The organism is Streptomyces sp. NBC_00820, from assembly GCF_036347055.1.
In the GTDB taxonomy this organism is placed as follows: Bacteria; Actinomycetota; Actinomycetes; order Streptomycetales; family Streptomycetaceae; genus Streptomyces.
The window spans coordinates 5,408,844-5,432,253 of the sequence record NZ_CP108882.1 but is presented as its reverse complement, the minus strand read 5'-3'; the positions used below and the strand labels follow the sequence as shown (position 1 = coordinate 5,432,253).

Sequence of the window (23,410 nt, the reverse complement as noted above, 5' to 3'; positions counted from 1 at the left end):
GTTCGAACCGGAAGACCAAGATCCACGAGCGTTCGCGCAGCCGGACACGTGTGATCAGGGACGGCCCCGCGCCACGCTCCGAGCGACCGCGCGCCGGGCCCCCGTCGGCGCACCCTTCTTCGCACTGTCACCAGCGGAACCACGCTTGTTTCCCGCCATATCGCGCCCCGAAACACGCTTCCCGATGTGACTTACGCGACGATGAACCAGCCCGACCTGACCTTCGCGGTCTTGGAGGCGTAGCCTTTATTCCCGCTGTCCATCACCTTGTGAAGCGGAAGAGGGCGGTTGCCGCCGTGTCGCCACAGTCCCCCAGTAACTCGAGCATCTCTACCGACGACCAAGCCGGGAAGAATCCCGCCGCCGCGTTCGGTGCCAACGAGTGGCTCGTCGATGAGATCTATCAGCAGTACCTCCAGGACCCGAACTCCGTAGACCGTGCCTGGTGGGACTTCTTCGCCGACTACAAGCCGGGCGCGCCTGCCGCGTCGGCTCCGGCGGGTACTGCGGCCGCGGGGGCCGCAGAGACCACCACCCCGGCTCCGCAGGCCCCGGCCGCGCCCGCGCCGGCCCCGGTCGCACCGAAGCCCGTCGCGGCTCCTGCCCCGGCCGCCCCCGCGGCCCCGGCCGTCGCCGCCCCGGTCCGGCCGGCGACGCCCGCGCAGGCGCCCGCCCAGCCGAAGGCGAAGGCCGCCCCCGCGGCGCCCGCCACCGCGGCCACCACGTCCCTCGAGGGACCGGAGCTGGTCACGCTGCGTGGCCCCGCCGCCGCGGTCGTCAAGAACATGAACGCCTCGCTGGAGCTGCCGACCGCCACCTCGGTCCGCGCGGTCCCGGTGAAGCTGCTGTTCGACAACCGCATCGTCATCAACAACCACCTGAAGCGCGCCCGGGGCGGGAAGATCTCCTTCACGCACCTGATCGGCTTCGCGATGGTGCAGGCCATCAAGGCCATGCCGGCGATGAACTGGTCGTTCGGCGAGAAGGACGGCAAGCCGACCCTCGTCAAGCCGCCGCACGTCAACCTCGGTCTCGCCATCGACCTGGTCAAGCCCAACGGTGACCGCCAGCTGGTCGTCGCGGCGATCAAGAAGGCCGAGACGCTGAACTTCTTCGAGTTCTGGCAGGCCTACGAGGACATCGTCCGCCGCGCCCGCGAGGGCAAGCTCACGATGGACGACTTCACCGGTGTCACGGTCTCCCTGACCAACCCCGGTGGCCTCGGCACCGTGCACTCGGTCCCGCGCCTGATGCCCGGCCAGTCGGTGATCATGGGCGTCGGCTCCATGGACTACCCGGCGGAGTTCCAGGGCACCAGCCAGGACACCCTGAACAAGCTCGGTGTCGCGAAGGTCATGACGCTCACGTCGACCTACGACCACCGGGTCATCCAGGGCGCCGCCTCCGGCGAGTTCCTGCGCCAGGTCGCGAACCTTCTCCTCGGCGAGAACGGCTTCTACGACGAGATCTTCGAAGCGCTGCGCATCCCCTACGAGCCGGTCCGCTGGCTCAAGGACATCGACGCCAGCCACGACGACGACGTCACCAAGGCCGCCCGTGTCTTCGAGCTGATCCACTCCTACCGGGTCCGCGGCCACGTCATGGCCGACACCGACCCGCTGGAGTACCAGCAGCGCAAGCACCCCGACCTGGACATCACCGAGCACGGCCTCACCCTGTGGGACCTGGAGCGCGAGTTCGCCGTCGGCGGCTTCGCCGGCAAGTCGATGATGAAGCTGCGCGACATCCTCGGCGTGCTGCGCGACTCGTACTGCCGCACCACCGGCATCGAGTTCATGCACATCCAGGACCCCAAGCAGCGCAAGTGGATCCAGGACCGCGTCGAGCGCCCGCACTCCAAGCCGGAGCGCGAGGAGCAGCTGCGCATCCTGCGCCGCCTGAACGCGGCGGAGGCCTTCGAGACCTTCCTGCAGACGAAGTACGTCGGCCAGAAGCGCTTCTCGCTGGAGGGCGGCGAGTCCGTCATCCCGCTGCTCGACGCGGTGATCGACTCCGCCGCCGAGTCGCGCCTGGACGAGGTCATCATCGGCATGGCCCACCGCGGCCGCCTGAACATCCTCGCCAACATCGTCGGCAAGTCGTACGCGCAGATCTTCCGCGAGTTCGAGGGCAACCTCGACCCGAAGTCGATGCACGGCTCCGGCGACGTGAAGTACCACCTGGGCGCCGAGGGCACCTTCACCGGTCTCGACGGCGAGCAGATCAAGGTCTCCCTGGTCGCGAACCCCTCGCACCTGGAGGCGGTGGACCCGGTCCTGGAGGGCGTCGCGCGCGCCAAGCAGGACATCATCAACAAGGGCGGCACGGACTTCACGGTCCTGCCGGTGGCGATCCACGGCGACGCGGCCTTCGCGGGCCAGGGCGTGGTGGCCGAGACCCTGAACATGTCGCAGCTGCGCGGTTACCGCACCGGCGGCACGGTCCACATCGTCATCAACAACCAGGTCGGCTTCACCGCGGCCCCCGAGTCCTCGCGTTCCTCCATGTACGCGACGGACGTGGCCCGCATGATCGAGGCCCCGATCTTCCACGTGAACGGCGACGACCCGGAGGCCGTGGTCCGCGTCGCGCGGCTCGCCTTCGAGTTCCGTCAGGCGTTCAACAAGGACGTGGTGATCGACCTCATCTGCTACCGCCGCCGCGGTCACAACGAGTCGGACAACCCGGCCTTCACCCAGCCGCTGATGTACGACCTGATCGACAAGAAGCGCTCGGTGCGCAAGCTCTACACCGAGTCCCTGATCGGTCGCGGCGACATCACCCTGGAAGAGGCCGAGCAGGCGCTGCAGGACTACCAGGGCCAGCTGGAGAAGGTCTTCACCGAGGTCCGCGAGGCCACGGCGCAGCCGGCGCAGGGCGAGTCCCAGGCGCCGAGCGACAACTTCCCGGTGGCGGTCCCGACCGCGATCTCCGCGGAGGTCGTCAAGCGGATCGCCGAGTCCCAGGTCAACATCCCCGACAACATCACCGTCCACCCGCGTCTGCTGCCGCAGCTGCAGCGCCGGGCGTCGATGGTCGAGGACGGCACGATCGACTGGGGCATGGGCGAGACCCTGGCCGTCGGCTCCCTGCTGCTCGAGGGCACCCCGGTCCGCCTGGCGGGCCAGGACTCCCAGCGCGGCACCTTCGGCCAGCGCCACGCGGTGCTGATCGACCGGGAGACCGGCGAGGAGTACACGCCGCTGCAGTACCTCTCCGAGGACCAGGCGCGCCTGAACGTCTACAACTCCCTCCTCTCCGAGTACGCGGCCATGGGCTTCGAGTACGGCTACTCGCTGGCCCGTCCCGACGCGCTCGTGATGTGGGAGGCGCAGTTCGGCGACTTCGTCAACGGCGCCCAGACGGTCGTGGACGAGTTCATCTCGTCGGCCGAGCAGAAGTGGAACCAGACGTCCGGCGTCACGCTGCTGCTCCCGCACGGCTACGAGGGCCAGGGCCCGGACCACTCGTCCGCCCGCCCGGAGCGCTTCCTGCAGCTGTGCGCGCAGAACAACATGACGGTCGCGATGCCCACGCTCCCGTCGAACTACTTCCACCTCCTGCGGTGGCAGGTCCACAACCCGGACCACAAGCCGCTGATCGTCTTCACCCCGAAGTCGATGCTGCGCCTGAAGGCGGCGGCCTCGAAGGCGGAGGAGTTCACCTCGGGCGAGTTCCGCCCGGTCATCGGCGACGACTCGGTCGACCCGGCCGCCGTCCGCAAGGTCGTCTTCTGCGCCGGCAAGGTCTACTACGACCTGGAGGCCGAGCGTCAGAAGCGCGGTGTCACGGACACGGCGATCATCCGCGTCGAGCGCCTGTACCCGCTGCCGGGTGCGGAGCTCCAGGCGGAGGTCAACAAGTACCCGAACGTCGCGAAGTACATCTGGGCCCAGGAGGAGCCGGCGAACCAGGGTGCGTGGCCGTTCATCGCGCTCAACCTGATCGACCACCTCGACCTGGCCGTCGGCGCGGACGTCCCGGCCGGCGAGCGGCTGCGGCGCATCTCGCGCTCGCACGGCTCGTCCCCGGCGGTGGGCTCCGCCAAGCGCCACCAGGCGGAGCAGGAGCAGCTGGTGCGTGAGGTGTTCGAGGCGTAAGGCCTTTGGCACCGCATGCCGAAGGGCCCGGCCCCGAGTCCGCACGGACTCGGGGCCGGGCCCTTTCGCGTGCCCTGTGCTCAGCTCGCCTGTGGTTCGAAGTCCCAGTAGGGGCGGTTGCGGGAGCGGGCCGAGATGGTGTGGACGTGCTGGGCGCCCAGCGTGGTGGCGAGGTCGGACAGGGCCTCCTGCTCGACCTTCTCCGCCTGCTGCCGGTCCCGCAGGGCACGCAGGTCGGCGGCGTGGGCGACGCGCGCGGACAGGGTGAGCGGGTGGGTGCGGCCCAGGGTCTCGGTGGCCCGGGCGATCGTGCTCCGGGTCAGCTCTGCGGCGGACTCGGGCTCGCCGACCAGGTTACGCAGGGCCGAAGCGTTGATTGCGCAGCCGAGGGTGTAGGGGTGCCCCTCCCCCACGGCGATCGTCATGTCGGCGAGCGCCTGCTCCACCAGGACGTGCGCGTGCTCGCGTTCACCCACGCTGCGCAGGACCAGGGCATGGTTGGCGCGGGCTCCGATGATGAAGGGGTGTCCTTCGGGGAGCAGCATCTCGTAGCGGGCGATGACCGACTCGCCGGCCTCGCGGGCCTGGTCGATGTCGCCGTGCTCGCGGGCGAAGCAGCTCTGACTGACGGCGGCGGCCAGGGTCAGCATGTGGTTGTCGCCGAGTTTGCGCTCGTAGCCTTCGAGGACGCGCGTCAGGAGGTCGCCCGCCGACTCGCGGTTGCCGAGGCGCAGTTGGCAGAGGGCGAGGTTGTGCTCGGCCCGGAGGGTGTCCTGGTTGTCGCCGCCCATGACGAAGCGGTATTCGCGCACGTTCTTCGCCTGGATGGACTCGGCCTCGGAGTACCGGCCCAGCAGACGCAGGTCGACCGCGTAGGACACCTCGGAGAAGAGGGTCCACGGATGGCGGCCCTTCAGTAGTTGGCGTCGCGCCTCCAGTGTCCGCTGGTCGATGCCCCGCGCCTCTTCGTACCGGCCCATGAGCCGCCTGACGAAACCCAGGTTGTTCAGGGCGTTGAGGGTGCGTGAGTCCTGCTCGCCGAAGAGTCCGCGGTAGGTGGGGTAGAGCCACTGGCACAGCTCCAGTGCCTCGTCGTAGCGGGCGAGGTAGCACAGATCGGCCGCGAGTCCGCTGGCCATCCGCAGATGGTCCAGGTCGTGCTCGCCACGTTCCTCCCGCAGTTGCTCCACCGCCGCCCGGTCGAGCGCCTCCGTCTCCTGGAAGCGGCCGGAGGAGCGCAGCAGGTTGGCGTAGTGGTACGTCACCTCCCGCACCCGGGGGTCCGTCTCGCCGAGCAGTTCGCGCCAGGCCCTGAGCGCCCGTGCCCCCAGCTTGACGCCGGGTGTGTACTCCCCGGCGAACCACATGTACCGGAGGCAGTTCAGCACCAGTGTCTGGACCTTGCGGTCCTCGCTCAGCAGAACGTCCGCGTACTTCAGGTGCGGCACGATCTCCGCGTACCCGTCCCAGTTGCGGGTGTCGGTGGGGCGGCCCGGGTCGGCCTCGGCGAGGGCCTGTCGTACTACCTCGATGAACTCCCCCCGGTCCGCCTCGGGCATGTCCTTGTGCACGATCTGGTGGACCATGCGGTGGAGATAGACCGCCTCGCCCGAGGAGGCCGCCTCGTCCAAGGTGCCCTCGTGCGATTCCAGGCGAATGACCGAGTACTGGCGGAGCTGGTTGATCGCCTTGTTCCACAGCAGCGGGTCGGCCAGCAGCCTGGCGATCTGCTCGGGCAGGTCGTCGTGGGACATCTCCTTCAGCAGGCGGACCGGGATGAAACCGGGCGCGAAGAAGGTGCACAGGCGCAGCAGGTCGACCGACTCGGGGACGGTCTCGCGGAGTTTGTTCAGCAGTATCGACCACGCGGTCTGGAAGGCCACGGGGAAGTCCGCCGCCACCTTGACCATGTCCGAGTCGAGGCCGCGCTCCAGCAGGGCGATGTACTCCTCGACCGACAGGTCCGAGTCGTTGAGCCAGCCGGCCGTCTGGTCGAGCAGCAGGGGCAGGTCCTCCAGGGCCTCGGCCAGCTGGTCCGCGTCGGGCTCGGTCAGGCGGGGCGCGCGGCGCCGGATGAAGGCGACCGACTCGTCGCGGGCGTAGACGGGGACTTCGAGCAGCCTGCTGTTGTGCTCGCCCCACTCGGGGTTGCGGGAGGTGATGATCACGTGGCCGGGTCCGGTGGGCACCAGGTCCCAGATCTGGTCGGGTTCGTCGGCGCCGTCCAGGACGAGCAGCCACCGGCGGTAGGGGTTGCCGCGGCGCAGGGAGTCACCGACGGCGCGCAGCCGTTCGCCGTACTCGGATCCGGTGGTCAGGCCGAGCCGGGGCGCCAGTTCGGCGAGGCCCCGGCGGTAGGTGACCCTCTTCTCGGCGCCGACCCACCAGACCACGTCGTACTCGGAGCCGAACCGGTACACGTACTCGGCGGCCAGCTGAGTCTTGCCCACGCCTGACATCCCGTACAGCGTGACGACTCCTGCGCCGGGCTCACTGCCCTGGAGCAGGTGGTAGGCGTCGTTCAGCAGGGGCTCGCGGCCGGTGAAGCGGGTGTTGCGCCGGGGCACACCGCCCCACACGTCGGGCATGGAGGCGGGAAAGCGCGGGGTCGGGCGGTCCGCGTCCACGGCCGGCGGGGTGTCGAGCGGCAGGTCCAGGCCTTCGAGCAGGCGTCGTTCGGCCTCTTCCGCGCCCATGTTGGTCAGGTCGACGGGTTGCAGGACGGCGATGGCCGACGGCACGGAAGCATTGGTGACCGACACGGCGGCGAACCGGGACGGATCGGGTGCGACGACCTCGCGCAGGGCCTCGTTCCACTCCTCGTGGGTGCGCGGACCGAGCTGGAAGTACCACTCGCTGACGAGAATCAGCGTCCGGCCCTCGCCGAGACTGAGGTCACGCAGCAAGTCGGTCAGGGACTGGTCCGGCGGGGCGTCCCAGCGCAGGTGCACCACCCGCAGGCCGCGCCGCTCCAGTCTGTCCCCGATCCACGCCGCCCAGGCCCGGTTGAACCCGGCGAAGCTGATTTTGACGGTCTGCCTCGCGGCCCCCTTCTGGGTCGACCGGACCGGCGTACGAGCTTCAGACATGCAGCAGCCTCCAGCGCGTAGTCATGAAATCGTAGAACCTCGGCGCGGCTCTGGGGAGTCCGGCGACTTCATGAACGAACGCCTCGGCCCGACGATCTTCGCGCAGCGAAAGGTGCGAACTCTGGATTATGCGTCGATTCGACGGGGTCGGCGTTTTCATCGATTCGTGAGCGGGTATCCCGGGGGTCGCCGTTGCGTCCAGAGGGTGCGCATGACCTTGACGTACGCCTGCGCGCGCGCCGTGTATCCACGCGGCGCGGGGTGTGCCGCGAGCCGCTCGTGCACGGCTGCCATGCCGTCGACGAACCGGCGGCCCATGGGTGTCAGATCGGACGAGCCGACCAGCGCGGGCAGGGCCGCGCCGACCTGGGCGTGATAGCGGGCGTGTTCCGCCCACGCGGACTCCTGGCGGGCGGGGTCCGCGAGCGCGAGGCGCTGGAAGAAGTCCGCCATCGCCAGGTGCGAGTACGTGCCCTGGAGGAGTCCGTCGTACGGCCTCGGGTCCGGGCGCCAAGGGGCGAAGTAGCGGGCCTCGGGACCGGCCCGGTGCAGTTCCACCATCTCGCTGAGCGCGGCGAGTTTGGTGTGCTGGAGCTCGTGCACGAGCGTCGCCGCGAAGGCGACCGGGGTCGCCGGGGCACTGCTCAGCAGCGCGCCGAACGCCTCGCGCCGGGTGCCGCTGCAACTGCCCCGGCCGTCGGCGCCGGGCGGCATCTCCAGCGGGACCAGGCAGCGCAGCAGGGCGAGTGTCTCCGCAAGGCGCTGCTCGCCGCCGGTGCGCAGCGCGGACGCCGTACCGGACCAGGCCTGAAGCCAGCGTTTGCGTTCGGCATGGTCGGGGGCGGCGGGGCCGCTCAACGCATGATGCTCGGGCTCGCGAGGTGGGACGCGGTAGGGGTCGAGGTCGTCCAACGGCATGGGCGCGCCGCCGGGCAGCAGGCCGGGGAGGGCATGGGCCGGCGTCCAGGCGAGCGCCTCCGACCAGGCTCCGGTGCCGCTCTCCAGGTGCACGGTGACATCATCGGCCGCGGGCCGGCGCAGTGTCAGACGGCCGTCCACGTGGTGGACGTCGATGCGCGTGTCTCCTCGCTCGGCGCTGCGCAGGGCGCCGAGCGAGGGGAGAGTCAGTACGCCGTCGCGCGTGGTCAGGGAAGTGGTGAACGGCAGCCCCGCACGGACTGCGGCGGCCACCGCGACCGCGCTGAAGTGGGACAGATTTCGCTGGAGTTCGAGCCTGTGCTCGGCCGTGATCCGGGCGTCGCGCGGAGTCAGGCCGGTCAGGGTCCGACCGGCCCAGGGGCCCATCAAGGGGTGGGTGAGCCGTGCCCGGGCGGGCGAGCCGGCGGCACCGGCAGTGCGGTCGGCCGCCGTCAACAGGGCCCAGTCCTCCCGCAGCCGCCGCTTCGCCGCACCGGGACACAGGCCCGTGTCGGCCGCGTCGGCGGCGTCGAGCACGGCGCGTACCAGGAGCAGTCGCCTGGTGTCCTGGTCACGGATGAGCAGGGCCAGCGTGTCGGCGCTGCCTTCGGTGGCCGCGAGCTCGTCGAGTGCGCCGTCCGTGACGACCGGAAGTATCACGGGGTGCCTCCTTCGAGAGCGGCCGGGACGACGGGGTCGGCACCCGCTGCGAGAGCGGGCGGCTTCGGGGGGTCGGTATCCCTTTCACGAGAGACCGGGAATGCGGACTTGATGCCCCCATCGCGAGCGGCCTGAACCGTGCGTTCCGCCGCGTCCTTGCGAGTGCCCGATACCTCGGGGCCGGTGCCCCTGCCCTCCCCGGCAAGCCGGCCGGCCACGTGGTGGATGAACCGCTGCAGGTCCGCGCAGTACACGGACGGGTTCGTGAACCCCGCGCCGGCCCTGTACCGGTGGGCGTAGTGACCGCCGCCGCACACCGCGACCAGCGGGCAGGCGCGGCAGGTGTCGGCCAGGGCCGCCAGGCCCGCCTGCCGTGCGGCCACGCCGGGGTGGCGCAGTGCCTCGTCGAAGTCGTGGCGGAAAACGTCCAGTCCGGTCTCGGCGGCGCCCTCGTAGGCCGATTTCAGGGAGTCGACCTGTTCGATCGAGCCGTCGGTCTCGACCACGACGGCGTCGAAGGGTGTGAGCCCCAGGGACTCGGTGGCGGCAGGCAGTCCGAGCAGCAGCGCAAGGCACTCCTCGAAGAGCCGCACTCGCGTCTCCCGTCGGCCCGCCGACCACCAGCGGTCGAAGGCCCGGCACAGCCACTCGCCGTGACGCCCCTCCCCCCAGTGCGGCGGCAGCGCGGACCAGTTGCCGTGCGGCAGCAGCAGATCCAGTGCGGGTGGGCGCAACGCGAGCAGGGAGTCGTACACGTCGGCGGGGTCCGTCGTGGGGTCGACCACGGTGAGAATGCCGGCGTACGACTCCGGGAAGTACTCGGCGACCAGGCGGGCGCCGCGTGCGGCGGCGGGCCAGGACGGCCGTCCCGCGTGGTCGACGCGCAAGGTGTTGTGCGCGGCGCGGCCCCCGTCGAGACTGATGCCGATTCTGATGCCGTGCCGGGCGAGTACGGCCACGCGTTCCCGTGTCAGCAGGGTGGCGTTGGTCTGCACGGTGGCCTGCACGGCGCAGCCGGCCGGTACGCGGGCGCGGACGTCGTCGGTGAAGCGGGCCAGGGTGTCCGCGCCGGCCAGCAGGGGTTCGCCGCCGTGCAGGACGAGGGAGAGGGTGGTCAGGCCGTGAGCGCGGGCGTGCTGGGCGATGCGGGCGGCGGCGCGCTCCAGGACCTCGGCCGGGGCAGCGGGCGGGCGGGTGCGCCAGGTGTGGTCGGGACCCTCGTACAGGTAGCAGTAACGGCAGGCGAGGTTGCAGCGACCGTGCACCTTGACGATGAACTGCCGGAAGGGTCGGGCGGTTTGGTTCCGCCGAGGGGAGGCATGCGTTCCAGACACTCCAGCACCCCCATGCCGTAGGCCCCGCGCGGCTGCTTCACGAACGCGCCACGGCGGTTCCACCCGTATGGACGCGCATTCCCGGCCGGTGGCCGGATACAAACTCCAATCGATCGAAGTTGTCTTTTTCTGTCCCTAGGTGACTGATTGCGATCCAAGGGTCTGTAACTCAGCATTCAGAGGGAGCTGTTGAACCCCCAGAGCATCTCGCTCGGTCGCTCCGCCCGTTCTCGCAGCCCTGCCAGCACCTCCTGGAGAACAGGATGTTCGACGGTGCGCAGCTCCTCCAGGTCCAGCGCCAGCAGATCCGGCAACGGCCCGGTGTACTCCCTGGTGGACGACTCGTCCCGTTGGCTCATGTCCCCGTTCCTCTCTCTCCGTCCCGCCCGTCGCGTCTATTCCAGCTCGGCCAGTCGGCGAGCCGTGTCAGCCGCCGTCGGACCACCCGTACCGAGGCTGCCGTCGGGCAGCCTGGACCACTCGGCGCGGGCGGTCCGGTACGCCTCGCGGGCCGCGCGGGGACGGGCCGCCGCCTCATAGGACATACCCCGCCAGTGGTGTGCTTGCGCACCCAGCTCCACCGCGTCCTGGCGTCGGCGGCGGTCCGTCTCCGCGTCCGCCTCGGCCTCCCGGGCCGATTCGGCCGCCGCCCGGAACGCGTCGACCGCGTCGTCCAGCCGGGTCGGACGGCCAAGGCTCCGGTATGCCTCGTAGTGCGTCTGGCCCAGATCCAGCCGACACCGGGCGGCCAGCAGCGGGTCGTCCGCCTCGGCGGCCGCCAACCCGAAAAGGTGCTCCGCCTCCCGCAGATCGACCCGATCGCCGCGCAGCCGGTAGCGCTGGATCAGCGCCCGGCCCAGCATCAGCAGTCGGTAGGCCGTGTGCCGGCTGCCCGCGGGCGTTTCCGTACGGCAGTCCCTCAGTACCCGGATCGCCCGGGACAGCGGCTCCCACGCGCGGGCCGCGCTCTCCGTGCCCGCACGGTGCAGCAGCGCCTCGCCCCACTCGGCGAGCACATCGGAGTAACCGGCCTCGTCCCTCGGCATGTCCGCTGCCGCCAGCGCGAACGAGTCCACTGCTTCGCGGAGTTCACGCGCGTCGCCCGTCTCGGCGTATCGTGCGACCCGGACGCGTCCGGCACGCACATGAAGCAGGGCGCGCAGGCTTCGTCTGGTGGTGGCCGCAAGGGCCGCTTCGACGCGGTCCTGCGCCTCGTCCAGGTCCCCGTCCGCCTTCAGCAGAGCGTCGACCAGGTCGAGGTGCACCCGGACCCGCTCCTGCGCCCGCACCCGGTCGGCGCCGTCCGCGCGCTCGCCTCCGCCCTCCGGCTCGGCCTCCAGCGCGTCGCGCAGGGACCGGGAGGCCTGTTCGGCGTAGCCGCGGACCTGTTCCGGATCGGTGGTGGCGTCCGCCAGGCGCAGCAGGAGCCTGCCGTGGGCGAGCGGGAGTTCGGGCGGGCGGTGCCGGCGGTCGGGCCAGACGTCGGCGAACGCCTCCAGCATCCCGACCGCGCCCTGGAGCAGCGCGCTGTCACCGCCCAGCCTCCACTGCGCCTCCAGGGCGCCCACCCGCTCCAGCGTCAGCCGCAGCGCCTCCTTCGGGTCCAGCCCGGGAGCGGCACAGGCGACGGCGTACTCCCGGTCGGCCCGGCGCAGCAGATCCAGGGCGCCGTGCCGGTCGCCGCGGCGCCTGCGGTCGGTGGCCGCCGCGCGCAGTACCCGGGCCAGCGCCGCCCGTTCCCGCAGCGCGTGCGGGTGCGCCACGGCCCGCTCCGCGGCCGTCTCCGCCTCACGCAGCAGCTCGGCCCCGCCCTGCACCTCCCACAGCCGCAGCACGCAGTACGCGTACTCCGCCCACAGACCGGGATCGGCCCCGGTGGGACGTTCGTGCCCGGTCGCGCCGCGCAGCAGCTGTACGGCGTCGATCACGTCCTGCACCATGCCCTCGGTGTCGAAGCGGGCGATCAGGGCGCGGGCCCGGACCACCGCCGGGTGCGCCGGCCGCTGCCCGAAGGGGGCGCCGTCGCCGCGGGTGCCGTAGAGCCGGAACTGTTCCGGCAGCGGCATGAAGCGCTCCAGCACCCGTGCGGCGACCTCGGCGAAGGGCTGCGGGACCAGCGCCGCCTGGCCGTTGTCACCGTGCTCACCGGGGTAGCCGGTGCCTGGTGTGTAGGGGCGTGCGCCCGAGCCGGTGGCGCCGCCGCCCCGTTCGGCCGGGTCGGGGGCGCCGCCGCCGAGCTGGGCCAGGGCCAGGGCCGGGAAGTTGGCGCCGCCCTTGCCGAAGCGCTGCTCGATGTACTCGGAGCAGTGCTTGAGGACCAGGACCGCCTCGTCCCGGCCGAGCGTCGACAGCAGCGCCTCCCGCACCTCGGGTTCCATCTCGTACCACTGGGCGGCGTCCTGTCCGTGGTCCTCCTTGGCTCGCTGGACAAGGCCGCCGAGCAGCACCTCGGCGAGCTCTGAGGGCCCGGAGCCGGGCAGCATGGTGCGCTGCACCAGCTGCATCACCGGCAGACACAGCGGGGCGGCCGCCAGACAGACGGCGAGGCGTCCGGCGGCCGGGGAGGCCGTGGAACGGAACCTGCTGACCCGTTCCACCGGCGTCCCCCGGCGCGTGCCGCGCGCCTCCGGCGCGGCCGGCTGGTCCGCGCGCACCCAGCCCACCGCGCCCGCCACCGGCCCGGCGCCGGCCCCGGACAGCAGCCGCGCCCACGCGCCGAGGGCCACCGGGTCGGGCGGCAGCACCGGTACGGGCAGCACGCCCGGCGGCGGTACGACCGGGGCGCCGTCCGGCGTGCGCACCCGCAGCACGGTGCCGCCCGGCGCCTCGCCGCGGGTCAGCGCGCCGTACGTCACCGGCAGCCGGGTCCGGCTCCACAGGCGCTGCGGCAGCGGCTGGAGGACGGCGACGGGGGCGATCCGGGCCAGGTGGTGCAGCAGCCGGTGGGCGTGGCCGGCGCGCCACAGCGGACCGGCGCAGTCGCTGACCAGGAGGGTGATGCGGCGGCCGGTCGGGTCGCTCAGCCGGTCCACGGTGTGCAGCGGGGCGGCCTGCGGGTCCGGGCCGCGGCTGATCGCGGGACCGCCGTCCGGGCCGTCGTGCAGATAGCTGACCAGGATGTCCCCGAAGGCGCCCAACTGCGCGAACACCTGCTGGAGTTCGGCGAACATCCGGTCCCACACCCGCATCGAGGGCGTCGCGTCCAGCACCAGTTGCAACCGGGCGTCTCCCCGGGTCACGGCACGGTGGACGGGCAGGATCAGGCCGCCCGCCCTGGCGCTCAGTTCGGCCGTGGCCATCTCGTCCAGCTCCTTGCGCAGCGGCGGCGCCGCGCTCCGGTAGGCCTGCAACGGCCGTAAAGCGCGCTGGAGTTCGAGTGGGGTGGGCAGCGCGGGGGCCGCGGGAACGCCGACCGGCAGCGCGGCGATCCGCCCGGCGCCAGGGGTGCGCGGGCTCCCGTCCCGGGGCGACGGGTACAGCATCACGCTCCGGTCGGGCCCGGCGGTGGCCGGCAGCGGCTCCGGTTCGGGGCGCCGCACGGGCGGCTCGGCCTCCGGCTCCCCGCCACGCCCGGTCCGGGCGGACCTCCCGGCGCCGGCGGTGCCGGTGCCCCCGGTCCGCCGGCCGGCGGCCCCGCCGTCTCCTCCCACGCCCGCAGCACCGGAGTCCCCGGCCTGCTCGTCCGCCTCCTCCCCCTCTCCCTCCCCCGACCGGGCCCACCGCGCCAGCCACAGCGCGTCACGCAGCCCCTCCACGTCCGGCTCCATCCCGATCCCGCGCAGCCGCAGGACGAGTTCGGCCAGGGGGTCGGCGTCGGCGGGAGGAGGGGGCGGGGAAGCAGGGGAGGTGGGTGAAACAGGGGAGGCAGGGGAGCCGGATGGGTCGGGCGGGTCCGGCGGGATCGGGCCGTGACGTGCTGCCGCGTCGGGCATCAGCGCCTCACCTCGGGCGGTCGAGTCGCTGGATGAGCAGGTCGGCGAGGCGCTCACGGCTGGGCGGGGCGGCCGCGTCGGTGAGGTGGATGGCGTTCAACAGCTGGTCGGCGGCGAGGAGTTCGCTGCGGGAGCGCTCCAGGAAGCGGGCGATGAGGTCGTCACCGGCGCGCGCGGCCTCGTCGCCGAGGTGGGCGCGGACGAAGGTGGCGAGCCGGTTGTGGTCGGGCCGGTCCAGCTCCAGATGGATGCAGCGGCGCATCAGCGGGGCCGGGAAGTCCCGCTCCCCGTTGCTGGTCAGGACCACGAAGGGGAAGGCGCGGCAGCGCACCCGGCCGTCGCGGACGCGGACCTTGGTGCCGTCGGCGGTGAGCACCTCGGCCTCGCCACCGGGCAGCCGGTCGGCGACGCGCTGCAGCTCGGGTATCTCGAACTCGCCCTCCTCCAGCACGTTCAGCAGGTCGTTGGGCAGGTCGATGTCGCTCTTGTCGAGCTCGTCGATGAGCAGCACGCGCGGGGTGTCCGAGGGCAGCAGGGCGGTGCCGAGCGGGCCGAGGCGGATATAGCTGCCGATGGCCTCGACGGCTCCGGGACTGCCCGCCGCCGCGCCGAAACCTCCCTGCGCGGCGATCTGGACGTCCTGGAGGCGGGCGATCGCGTCGTAGTCGTACAGGCCGTCCTGGAGCGCGGTCCGGCTGACGATGGACCAGCGCAGCACCTCACCCAGTCCCAGCTCGTACGCCACCGAGTGCGCGAGGGTGGTCTTGCCGGCGCCGGGGCTGCCGGTGACGAGCAGCGGGCGGCGCAGATACAGCGCCGCGTTGATCATCTCCAGCTCTTCCGCGCCGGGCCGGTGCAGTTCGGCCAGGTGCCGGTGGGCGCCGAGCCTGCGGTCCCGGGAGCCGTCGCCCTCCACGCCCGCCTCCGCGTCCGCGTCCCGGCCTGAGAAGTCCCGCCAGGGCGGCGGCGGAGGCAGCCGGCTCATCCCGTCGTGAGGTTCGCCGGCGCCCCGGTAGATGAGCCACTCACTGGATTCCGTCATGTCCGGTCCTCGTCGTCACTCGTCCGCCACGGCAGCCGTAGAACGTGCTTCACGGTATCGACCCTCAGGACGCCTGGTAAGGGGATCAGAGGCGACCGCGCGGCCCGCGTCACGGCGCCTCCAGCAGATCCCCGGTTCCGGGCAGGGGCGCATGTGGGTCGTCGTACAACAGCGCTGTCTCGTGGGCCCAGTAGGCCTCGGTGACCCCCTCGTGGACCTGCCGGCGCAGCCCGTGGACCACCTCGGGCAGGAGGACCACGCCCGTCCCGTCGTCGACGACCATCTTGGCGCCGCGGTGGAACTCCCCGCACACGGACTCCGGTTGCCGCCGCCAGCGGCGCCACAGCGCCACCCCGAAGCCGGCCCGCAGGATCCGGCCGAGCGCGGCGGGGTCACTGTCGTAACGCAGGTCGCCTGGGCGGCACAGCACCGGAACGGTGTGCGGCGCGAGCCCGCTCAGGGCCGCCGTGTCCGGTACGGGTCTGCGCACCCCGTCGTCGCAGTCCAGCACCTCGGCCTGCGCGTCCCGGGCGTGCAGCCGGCTCCAGCGGTCCCGGCGCTCCTCGTCCTCGCCGCCGTACGGCTCCCAGGCCGCCGCCGGCAGCGCTCCGGGGACCGCCGTCTCGTCGTCGGGCAACTGGTCGCGGTCGGAGCAGCGCACGAGCACCGGCCGCTCGGCACCCAGCGGGATGCCGTCGGATCTCAGCCGCCATGCGTCCACGGGGATGCCCAGGTGCAGATGCGGCAGGGCCGCGTACAAGGTGGCCGGGTGCCCGGGTTCGTCGCAGTGCCGGAAGGCCTCGGCGAGGGGAGCCGCCACGTGCGAGACGAGGTCGTCCAACGGGGTGCGCTCGGCCTCGTGCAGCCGGGTCGTCCCACCGCCGGAACCGCCGACCGAGACCGACCAGTCGCAGCGGTCGGGCTCCCAGCCCCGGCGCAGCACCACCAGCAGCACGGACGGCCCGGGCGGCGCCATCGGCGCGATCGGCGCGATCGGCGGATGCTGTGCCGCGCGGTCCTCCGGTTTCCGGGCGGCGTCGGCGGCCCCGGCCCGTTCGTGAGCTCGGTCGCGCACCCGTTCGCGAACCCGTTCGTGACCGGCGGGCGCACGGCCGAGCAGATCGGCGCGCTGCCGGGCGAGGTCGCGGCGGTACCCGCTGTCCAGGCCGGTGGACGCGTGCTTCACCCAGTTCCACAGGGCCAGTTCGGCGGCGCGGGCGCTGGGCGTCGGCGGCCGTTCCACGGCCATGACCCGCATGACGTAGTCGAGGACGAGCCTGCGCGCCCCGTCCTGACGCGCGTGCTCGTACAGCACCCCCAGCCCGTCCCGCCAGCCGCGCGGGGCGGGCACCAGCGACGGGAGCCGGAAGTTCGGCAGCGAGCCGAGGATCTCCAGCAGGCCGCGGGTGCTGACCGGGGGCGCCAGGTCGGCGAGCAGCCCGAGCAGTTCCCCGCGCTCGTGCGGGCTGAGCGTACGACCGGGTCGCGCGCCGAGTTCGCCCTGGATGTCGGTCCAGGTGGGGGCGGGGGACTCGGAGGGCTGCTGCCGGTCGCGGTGATAGCGGTCGTGGGCGTGGAAGACGGCTTGGTAGAGGTCGGGGTGGGGGACCTGGTCCGGGTGGGGGGCCTGTTCGTGGCCGGTGCCGAGGGCTTGGTGAACGTCCTGGTGAATGCCCTGGTGAACATCCTGGTGAGTGTCCTTGTCGCGGTCCCGGTCGTCGCCACGCCGGACGAGGCTCGCTGCCCGCGCCGGGTGGAGGGTGCGCAACTGCTCGACCCCGATGGACGTGCCGCCCTCCTGCTGACCGGCGCGTGACTTCAGGACGCCGACGACCTCTCCGCGCACGGGGTCGATCACCGGCCCGCCCGAGACGCCGCGCGGCAGGTCGTTCTGCCCGAGCCGCACCAGTTCCTCGGGCGACCAGGCGCTGATGGACCCCTTCACCGAGAGGTACCCGTCCAGGATCTCCAGCCGGCCGCGGACCCCGGTCCAGCCCGCGTAGTACACCCGGTCCTGCCCGAAGTGCGGGTGCGGACGCTCGGAGACGTACACGCACGCGTGGTCGACGGGCTCGACGAGCCGGACCAGGGCGAGGTCCGGAGCCGGCCAGCCGCTGGGCACGGGAGGGCCGCCGACGTGCTCAGGCAGCGTCGCCGCGACCCGGCCGGAAACGGTGCGCGGGTCCTCGTAGGGGCTGGTCCGGTACACCACGGTGACCTCGCCCCCCTCTTCGACGTGAACCACGTGTGCGCAGGTCAGAACCCAGTTCGGCGCGACGAAGAAGCCGCTGCCGAGGAAGCTGCCGGGCTCGTCGCAGGCATACCCGGCACCCGCGTGATGAATGCGCACGGTCGCCGCGAGAACGAGTTCACGCAGCGCAAGCCGCGCAGCACCGGATCCGTCGGATGCGCCCCCGTCGTACCGCTCCGTCATACCCCGCCCCCGGCCCGGCCTCCCCCGACACCCCCATGCCCCCGAACGCCGGTGGACGCGCCGGTTTGGGGAGCTCGGGGGACGGGGGGAACGGCGGAAGGACCGGAGGGGCGGGAGGGGGCGCTGGGGCCGGAGGGGCCGGAGGGGCCGGAAGTCGCAGAGGGTGCGGGAGGCGTAGGAGGTACGAGAGGTATGGGGGGTACGGGAGGTGCCGTAGGCACAGGCGGGACCGTGGCGGCCGATCTCGCCCCGGCCGTCCCCGCCCCCCTCCCCGCACCCGCTCCCGCCGACGGCGCGTCCGCATCCGCATCCGCATCCGCATCCGGTGGTCCGTCGCCGGTCCAGGTGAGGGTGACCGTGATGGCGGCCTTGGCCTCACCGTCCGCGAGCAGGCCCACCACCTTTCCGGCCTTCGCGGCCAGCTCGATGCCGAACTCGACGCTCACCTCGTCCGGCCGCACCACCCGCAGCGGACCGGACAGCGACCGCGCGACACCGGTGATCAACGAGTGCAGGCTCTCGACGCTCGCCTCCACCCGCTCGGCGAACCCGGTGTCCGTGTACGACAGCTCCCCCGACGGCACGGCCAGCTCCCCGGCCCCGGATATCCGGGCCCACACCGGCGTCCCGTCCGGCAGCTGGATCCGCGCTACCCGCGTCGACTCCTCGTTCATCGCGCTCCCCCGTCCCTTCCCCCGTGGTCACCGCGCGGCACCGGCTGCCCACCACGCCGGACGGCTGCCTATCATTTTCCTGTCCTCGCCCGGCTCCTGCGGCGGAAACGCGGCATCCTCTTCCCCTCGCGGGATGAGGGTTCTTCCCGCCCGGGCCCGGCCCTACCCCTGTACCGACCGACGGAGCAGCTTCCATGTACTTCACCGACCGAGGCATCGAAGAACTGGAGAAGCGGCGTGCTGAGGAGGAGTTCACCTTCGAGTGGCTCGCCGAGCAGCTGCGCACGTTCGTCGACCTGAACCCGGACTTCGAGGTCCCGGTGGAACGCCTGGCCACCTGGCTGGCCCGCCTGGACGACGAGGACGACGAGTAACCCGCACCACGCACGCGCACCACGGCCCCGACCGGCCGTGGCCGGCCGGGGCCGCTCGTAATCAGTCGGGGCCGGTCGTGGCCAGTCGTGGCCGGTCCCGTCAGATCATCAGTCCCACGGCCGGAACACCACCGCGGTCGGCGGGCCCGCCGACCCGTACCGCATACCCAGCGCCCCGTGGGCCAGGAGCAGTGCGCCCGCCGCCGCCCATCCCCCGCTGCGGCGCCACACACCCCACGCGGTGGCCGGCACCCCGGCGGCCACCTGGGCCATCCCCAGCCACCGGGCACGCGGATCCCCGGAGCCCGGCACCCAGGGCGCGAGCAGTCCACCGTCGTACATCCGACGCGGTCCGCCCTGCCTCACTCCTGAACCTGAACCGCCACCCTCCATTCCAGAACCGCCGCCCTTCACCCCTGGACCGGCGCGCTCCACCCCTGGACCGTCACTCTCCCCGGCCCCGCGGTGCGTGCCTTCCCCGGACCCGGCGAGGTGGCCGTCGTCACCCGGCCCGAAGTCCGCTCGTACGGCCTCCCGCCAGCCCTCTCCCGCGATCCAGCGCGTTCCGCCCGGCGCGCGGGCCGCGGCGTGCAGCAGCTGTCCGGCGGGCGTGCCCGGTGTCAGCCCGGGCGGCAGGACCACGCCCGCGCGCGTGATGACGGCGACCAGGCCGCGCAGCCGTGCCAGAGCGTCGGCGCCGGAGTCCGGCGCGGTCAGCCGGTCCAGGGACTGCACGTCGAAGACGGGATCGAGGCCGAGGCGCGCCGCGAGGGTCCGCATCGCCTCGTCCTCCCCGGCGGGGGTGCCGTCGGCCGACCAGTCGTAGGCGACGGGGCGCCGGAAGCCGGAGGCGAGGACGAAGCCGGCCCGTCCGGCGGCCCACCACAGCGCGAGCACGGGCCACGACGAACCGACGGCGAGTGCGACGGCCCAGCCGGCGGCCACCCGGTCGACCGACTCACCACCCGTACCACTGGAACCACTGGAACCACCCGTACCGCCGGCACTACCGGCACCATCGCCGCCGCTCGCACCACCGGCACCACTCGAACGACCCTCACCTCCCCCACGCCCCGCGGGCCCTCCACGCCCCCCGCGTCCCCCACGCCCGTCACGTCCGCCGCGCTCCGCTCTCTCCTCCGCCCGCCACGACCACCACGGCCGCCCCTCGGGCACGAGCACGCTCCACTTCCGGCCCGCGCGCGTGAGCACCATCCGCTCCCGCAGGAGCGGGGCGACGGGTGCGACGGCCTCCGGTCCGGCCCGGCACAGCAGCAGGGCCCCGGCGGCCGCTGCCGCCCCTGACCCACCACGCATCGCATCCGTCGGCATGATCACACGCTAGGCAATACACCGGCATACCGCCCGGCAAGGGGCGAAAGCTCTCGCACAAACGAGTGTCTTGACTTTCCGCGACCACGATATATCGTGTTTCACGGAAGACACGATATGGCGTGTCGGGACCGTGTCGCGCCGAGGAGGCACCCATGTCCGAGTGGTCCGTCGCCGAACCCCAGAAGCTCACCTTCGACACCCCCGTGAGCGACCTGCACGTGCGCATCGTCAACGGAACGGTGAACGTCGTGGGCACGGACGAAGGTTCCGCGCGCCTGGAGGTCTCGGACATCGAGGGGCCGCCCCTGATCGTCACGCAGGAGGCGGGCACGCTCACGGTGGCCTACGAGGACCTGCCCTGGAAGGGGTTCCTCAAGTGGCTCGACCGCAAGGGCTGGCGGCGCAGCGCCGTCGTCTCCCTCGCGGTGCCCGCCGACACTCGTGTGGAGGTGGGAGTGGTCGGCGCCGGCGCGGTCGTCTCCGGCATCCGCGGCCCTTCGGTGGTCAAGGGGGTCACCGGCGACACGGCCCTCGTCGGCGTCTCCGGCCCGGTCCGCGCGGACACCGTGTCCGGAAACCTGGAGGCCCAGGCCGTCACCGGCGGCCTGCGCTTCAACTCGGTCTCGGGCGACCTGACCGTGATCGACGGCTCGGGCTCGACCGTCCGCGCCGACTCCGTCAGCGGCTCCATGATCATCGACCTGGACCCGGACGGCCCCACCGACATCCGGCTGACCAGCGTCTCCGGCGAGATCGCCATCCGCCTGCCACACCCGGCGGACGCCGAGGTCGAGGCGAACACCGCCAGCGGCACCATCTCCAACGCCTTCGAGGACCTGCGGGTGCAGGGCCAGTGGGGCGCCCACAAGGTCACCGGCCGCCTCGGCCCGGGCAACGGCAAGCTCAGGGCCACCACGGTCTCCGGCTCGATCGCCCTGCTCCGCCGCCCGAATGACGAGGACGAGACCCCCGGCAAGGACAAGCCCCGCTGGAAGGACGAGACCCCCGGCGGGACCGAGCCCCCGGCGGCGCCTCCGTCCGCACCCCCGACCACCCCCGCACCCGAGGCCCCCTCGCCGCACGCGGACGACCGGGCGGCCTCCCCGGCGAGCGACCCGATGCCCGGAGCCCAGGCCGGCCCGGGGGACAATTCCGTCTCCAGCCAGAGCACGGACGCCACGGGCGCTCCGGCCGACGGCACGACCGAGAAGAAGGTGCTCTGACATGCCTCCCGTCTTCGCTCACGGCCGCCTCCGCCTCTACCTGCTCAAGCTGCTGGACGAGGCGCCGCGCCACGGCTACGAAGTGATCCGGCTGCTCGAAGAGCGCTTCCAGGGCCTGTACGCCCCGTCGGCCGGCACGGTGTACCCCCGCCTGGCCAAGCTGGAGGCCGAGGGTCTGGTCACGCACACCAGCGAGGGCGGCCGCAAGGTGTACGCGATCACCGACGCCGGCCGCGCCGAACTGGCCGACCGCAGCGGTGAGCTGGCCGACCTGGAGCTGGAGATCCGCGAGTCGGTCGCGGAACTCGCCGCCGAGATCAAGGCCGACGTGCGCGGCGCGGCCGGCGACCTGCGGCGCGAGATGCGCGCGGCCGCCTCCGAGGCCCGCAAGGGCGCCACGGCGGGCGCCGGCCGGGCGGGCTCCTTCGGGGAGTACGGCGACCGGGGGGAGCACGAAGCCTGGCAGGCCGCCAAGGAGGAGATGCGCCGGGTCAAGCAGGAGTGGAAGGAGCAGGCCCGGCGGGCCAAGGACGAGAGCCGCCGGGCGCGCGAGGAGGCCCAGCGGGCGCGCCGCCACGCCCAGGAGGCCCAGACGCGGGCGCGGGCCCAGGCGCAGGAGGAGGTGCAGCGCATCGCCCGCCAGGTCCAGGAGCGCGTGCAGGACCACTTCACCCGCGGCGACTGGCCGACCGGCGTGCGCGAAGGGCTGACCGAACTGGCGAAGGAGTTCGGCGAGTTCGGCAAGGAGTTCGGCAAGGGCCGGGACGCCGGACGCACTGCGGAGGAGCCCGTCACGGACTTCCGCAAGTCCGCCCCCGCCCCCGGACCCGGCACCGGACCGGCACCGGCACACTCCGCCGCCCCGGAGTACTCCGCCACAGCGGAGGACTTCCCGGCGGAGTACGAGCCATCCTGGACGCACGAGCACCCCACGGGCGACCCGGCCCGGGACCTGGACCGTCTGCTGGACCGCTTCCGTGACGACATCCGCGACGCGGCACGCGACCACGGCGTCACCGACGACCAGCTCCGCGACGCCCGTGGCCGTCTGTCGACGGCGGCGGCCCAGATCGGGGCGATACTGCGCCACCCGAAGGTCTGAGCCCCGGCGGGTGCGGCGGGCGCGGCCGGTGCGGCGGAAGGGACGGGAGTTGCCGGAGAGGCGGTCGTGAAGCCGCTTCTCCGACGCCTGGCAAGGGTCAGGGGTTGGTGAGCACGATCTTCCCGAACTGCTCGCCGGAGGCCATCCGTTCGAAGCCCTCGCGGGCCCGGTCCATGGGCAGCACCTCGTCGATGACGGGCCGTACGCCGGTCGCGGCACAGAAGGAGAGCAGGTCCTCCAGTTCCTCCTTGGTGCCCATGGTGGAGCCGACGACCTTCAGTTCGAGGAAGAAGATCCGGGTCAGCTCGGCGTGCGAGGGCCGGTCGCCGCTGGTCGCACCCGAGATGACGATCGTGCCGCCGGGCCGCAGGGACTTCACGGAGTGGGACCAGGTGGCGGCGCCCACGGTCTCGATGACGGCGTCGACCCGCTGCGGCAGCCGGGCGCCCGGCTCCACGGCCTCCACGGCGCCCAGCTCCAGGGCCCGCTTCCGCTTCGCCTCGTCCCGGCTGGTGGCGAAGACACGCAGGCCGGCCGCCTTGCCCAGCACGATGGCGGCTGTGGCGACACCCCCGCCCGCGCCCTGCACGAGGACCGAGTCACCGGGCCGTACCCCGGCGTTGGTGAACAGCATCCGGTACGCCGTCAGCCAGGCCGTCGGCAGACAGGCGGCCTCCTCGAAGGACAGCTCCTTCGGCTTGGGCAGGATGTTCCAGGTGGGTACGGCGACCTGCTCGGCGAAGGTTCCCTGGTAACGCTCGGTCAGGATGGAGCGGGGCTCGCCGGGGCCGACCCCGTGACCGGTCTGGCCGATGACGGAGTGCAGGACGACCTCGTTGCCGTCCTCGTCGATCCCGGCGGCATCGCACCCGAGGATCATCGGCAGCCGTCCCTCGGGGAGTCCCACTCCCCGCAGAGACCAGAGATCGTGATGGTTGAGGGAGGCGGCGCGGACATCGACAGTGCTCCAGCCGGAGCGGGCCTCCGGGGCCGGTCGCTCCCCCGACTCAAGGCCGGAGAGCGGCTGGTCGCGGTCGATTCGGGCGGCATAGACGGCGAACATGGGCACGACCATAGGCGCGCCACGCGGCCGACGGAACCGCAACGGCCTGTGACACACGCCCTCTTGCGCGAAGCACGAAGCGCGAACCGCGAAGCCAGTCGGGGAGGACCCGGCAGCACGCGCGCCGGAG

The 23,410-nt window shown here is 72.6% G+C and carries 12 protein-coding genes and 2 pseudogenes; 4 read left to right on the top strand and 10 right to left on the bottom strand.

Annotated features, from left to right (window positions below; genetic code table 11):
• Positions 1–296 precede the first annotated feature (296 nt).
• Positions 297–4,100 carry a multifunctional oxoglutarate decarboxylase/oxoglutarate dehydrogenase thiamine pyrophosphate-binding subunit/dihydrolipoyllysine-residue succinyltransferase subunit gene (locus OIB37_RS24670; RefSeq protein ID WP_330459780.1) on the top strand — a complete coding sequence of 1,268 codons (3,804 nt, stop codon included), beginning with the start codon at positions 297–299 and terminating at the stop codon, positions 4,098–4,100.
• 80 nt (positions 4,101–4,180) lie between these two features.
• Here OIB37_RS24670 and fxsT read toward each other — a convergent pair whose 3' ends face one another.
• From fxsT to OIB37_RS36340, 8 genes and pseudogenes are all read right to left on the bottom strand, one after another.
• On the bottom strand, positions 4,181–7,189 hold the full coding sequence (gene fxsT, locus OIB37_RS24665) for an FxSxx-COOH system tetratricopeptide repeat protein (RefSeq protein WP_330459779.1): 3,009 nt from the start codon (positions 7,187–7,189) through the stop codon (positions 4,181–4,183).
• Between the two features lie 156 nt (positions 7,190–7,345).
• Positions 7,346–8,764, bottom strand: coding sequence for an aKG-HExxH-type peptide beta-hydroxylase (locus OIB37_RS24660; protein WP_330461961.1), 1,419 nt, complete (start codon positions 8,762–8,764; stop codon positions 7,346–7,348).
• Between the two features lie 179 nt (positions 8,765–8,943).
• Positions 8,944–10,101, bottom strand: a pseudogene (locus OIB37_RS24655) (FxsB family cyclophane-forming radical SAM/SPASM peptide maturase); the annotation flags it as partial.
• Positions 10,102–10,277: 176 nt separating this feature from the next.
• Positions 10,278–10,460: an FxSxx-COOH cyclophane-containing RiPP peptide gene (gene fxsA, locus OIB37_RS24650; RefSeq protein ID WP_330459778.1), complete on the bottom strand. Its 183-nt coding sequence runs from the start codon at positions 10,458–10,460 to the stop codon at positions 10,278–10,280.
• Between the two features lie 36 nt (positions 10,461–10,496).
• Positions 10,497–14,033, bottom strand: a complete 3,537-nt coding sequence (locus OIB37_RS24645) for an SAV_2336 N-terminal domain-related protein (RefSeq protein WP_330459777.1) — start codon at positions 14,031–14,033, stop codon at positions 10,497–10,499.
• A gap of 7 nt (positions 14,034–14,040) precedes the next feature.
• Positions 14,041–15,075 (bottom strand): AAA family ATPase, encoded by a 1,035-nt coding sequence (locus OIB37_RS24640; protein WP_330459776.1) that lies wholly within the window; start codon positions 15,073–15,075, stop codon positions 14,041–14,043.
• Positions 15,076–15,184: 109 nt separating this feature from the next.
• The gene (locus tag OIB37_RS24635; RefSeq protein WP_330459775.1) at positions 15,185–17,509 is read right to left on the bottom strand and encodes a VMAP-C domain-containing protein; all 2,325 of its coding nucleotides are present in this window, start codon (positions 17,507–17,509) and stop codon (positions 15,185–15,187) included.
• Complete coding sequence (locus tag OIB37_RS36340; protein ID WP_443058198.1) at positions 17,506–18,183, bottom strand: CU044_2847 family protein; 678 nt, start codon at positions 18,181–18,183, stop codon at positions 17,506–17,508. Before OIB37_RS36340 ends, OIB37_RS24635 begins: the two co-directional genes overlap by 4 nt.
• 194 nt (positions 18,184–18,377) lie before the next feature.
• Between OIB37_RS36340 and OIB37_RS24625 the strand changes: the two genes are divergently transcribed.
• On the top strand, positions 18,378–18,557 hold the full coding sequence (locus OIB37_RS24625; RefSeq protein WP_330459774.1) for a DUF6104 family protein: 180 nt from the start codon (positions 18,378–18,380) through the stop codon (positions 18,555–18,557).
• A gap of 510 nt (positions 18,558–19,067) precedes the next feature.
• Here the strand turns inward: OIB37_RS24625 and OIB37_RS36335 are convergent.
• Positions 19,068–19,874, bottom strand: a pseudogene (locus OIB37_RS36335) (hypothetical protein); the annotation flags it as partial.
• A gap of 170 nt (positions 19,875–20,044) precedes the next feature.
• On the opposite strand from OIB37_RS36335, the gene OIB37_RS24615 reads away from it, so the two are divergent.
• Together OIB37_RS24615 and OIB37_RS24610 are read left to right on the top strand one after the other, a co-directional pair.
• Positions 20,045–21,115, top strand: coding sequence for a DUF4097 family beta strand repeat-containing protein (locus OIB37_RS24615; RefSeq protein ID WP_330459773.1), 1,071 nt, complete (start codon positions 20,045–20,047; stop codon positions 21,113–21,115).
• Position 21,116: 1 nt separating this feature from the next.
• On the top strand, positions 21,117–22,217 hold the full coding sequence (locus OIB37_RS24610) for a PadR family transcriptional regulator (protein WP_330459772.1): 1,101 nt from the start codon (positions 21,117–21,119) through the stop codon (positions 22,215–22,217).
• A 97-nt stretch (positions 22,218–22,314) separates the two neighbouring features.
• Here OIB37_RS24610 and OIB37_RS24605 read toward each other — a convergent pair whose 3' ends face one another.
• Positions 22,315–23,280, bottom strand: a complete 966-nt coding sequence (locus tag OIB37_RS24605) for a zinc-binding dehydrogenase (protein WP_330459771.1) — start codon at positions 23,278–23,280, stop codon at positions 22,315–22,317.
• Positions 23,281–23,410 lie beyond the last annotated feature (130 nt).

What these genes read in the sequence shown, in the direction of transcription:
- OIB37_RS24605 (WP_330459771.1), bottom strand. Translation starts at nt 23,280, where the DNA reads ATGTTCGCCGTCTATGCCGCCCGAATCGACCGCGACCAGCCGCTCTCC.
- OIB37_RS36340 (WP_443058198.1), bottom strand. Translation starts at nt 18,183, where the DNA reads ATGAACGAGGAGTCGACGCGGGTAGCGCGGATCCAGCTGCCGGACGGG.
- OIB37_RS24640 (WP_330459776.1), bottom strand. Translation starts at nt 15,075, where the DNA reads ATGACGGAATCCAGTGAGTGGCTCATCTACCGGGGCGCCGGCGAACCT.
- OIB37_RS24635 (WP_330459775.1), bottom strand. Translation starts at nt 17,509, where the DNA reads ATGACGGAGCGGTACGACGGGGGCGCATCCGACGGATCCGGTGCTGCG.
- fxsT (WP_330459779.1), bottom strand. Translation starts at nt 7,189, where the DNA reads ATGTCTGAAGCTCGTACGCCGGTCCGGTCGACCCAGAAGGGGGCCGCG.
- OIB37_RS24610 (WP_330459772.1), top strand. Translation starts at nt 21,117, where the DNA reads ATGCCTCCCGTCTTCGCTCACGGCCGCCTCCGCCTCTACCTGCTCAAG.
- OIB37_RS24615 (WP_330459773.1), top strand. Translation starts at nt 20,045, where the DNA reads ATGTCCGAGTGGTCCGTCGCCGAACCCCAGAAGCTCACCTTCGACACC.
- OIB37_RS24645 (WP_330459777.1), bottom strand. Translation starts at nt 14,033, where the DNA reads ATGCCCGACGCGGCAGCACGTCACGGCCCGATCCCGCCGGACCCGCCC.
- OIB37_RS24625 (WP_330459774.1), top strand. Translation starts at nt 18,378, where the DNA reads ATGTACTTCACCGACCGAGGCATCGAAGAACTGGAGAAGCGGCGTGCT.
- fxsA (WP_330459778.1), bottom strand. Translation starts at nt 10,460, where the DNA reads ATGAGCCAACGGGACGAGTCGTCCACCAGGGAGTACACCGGGCCGTTG.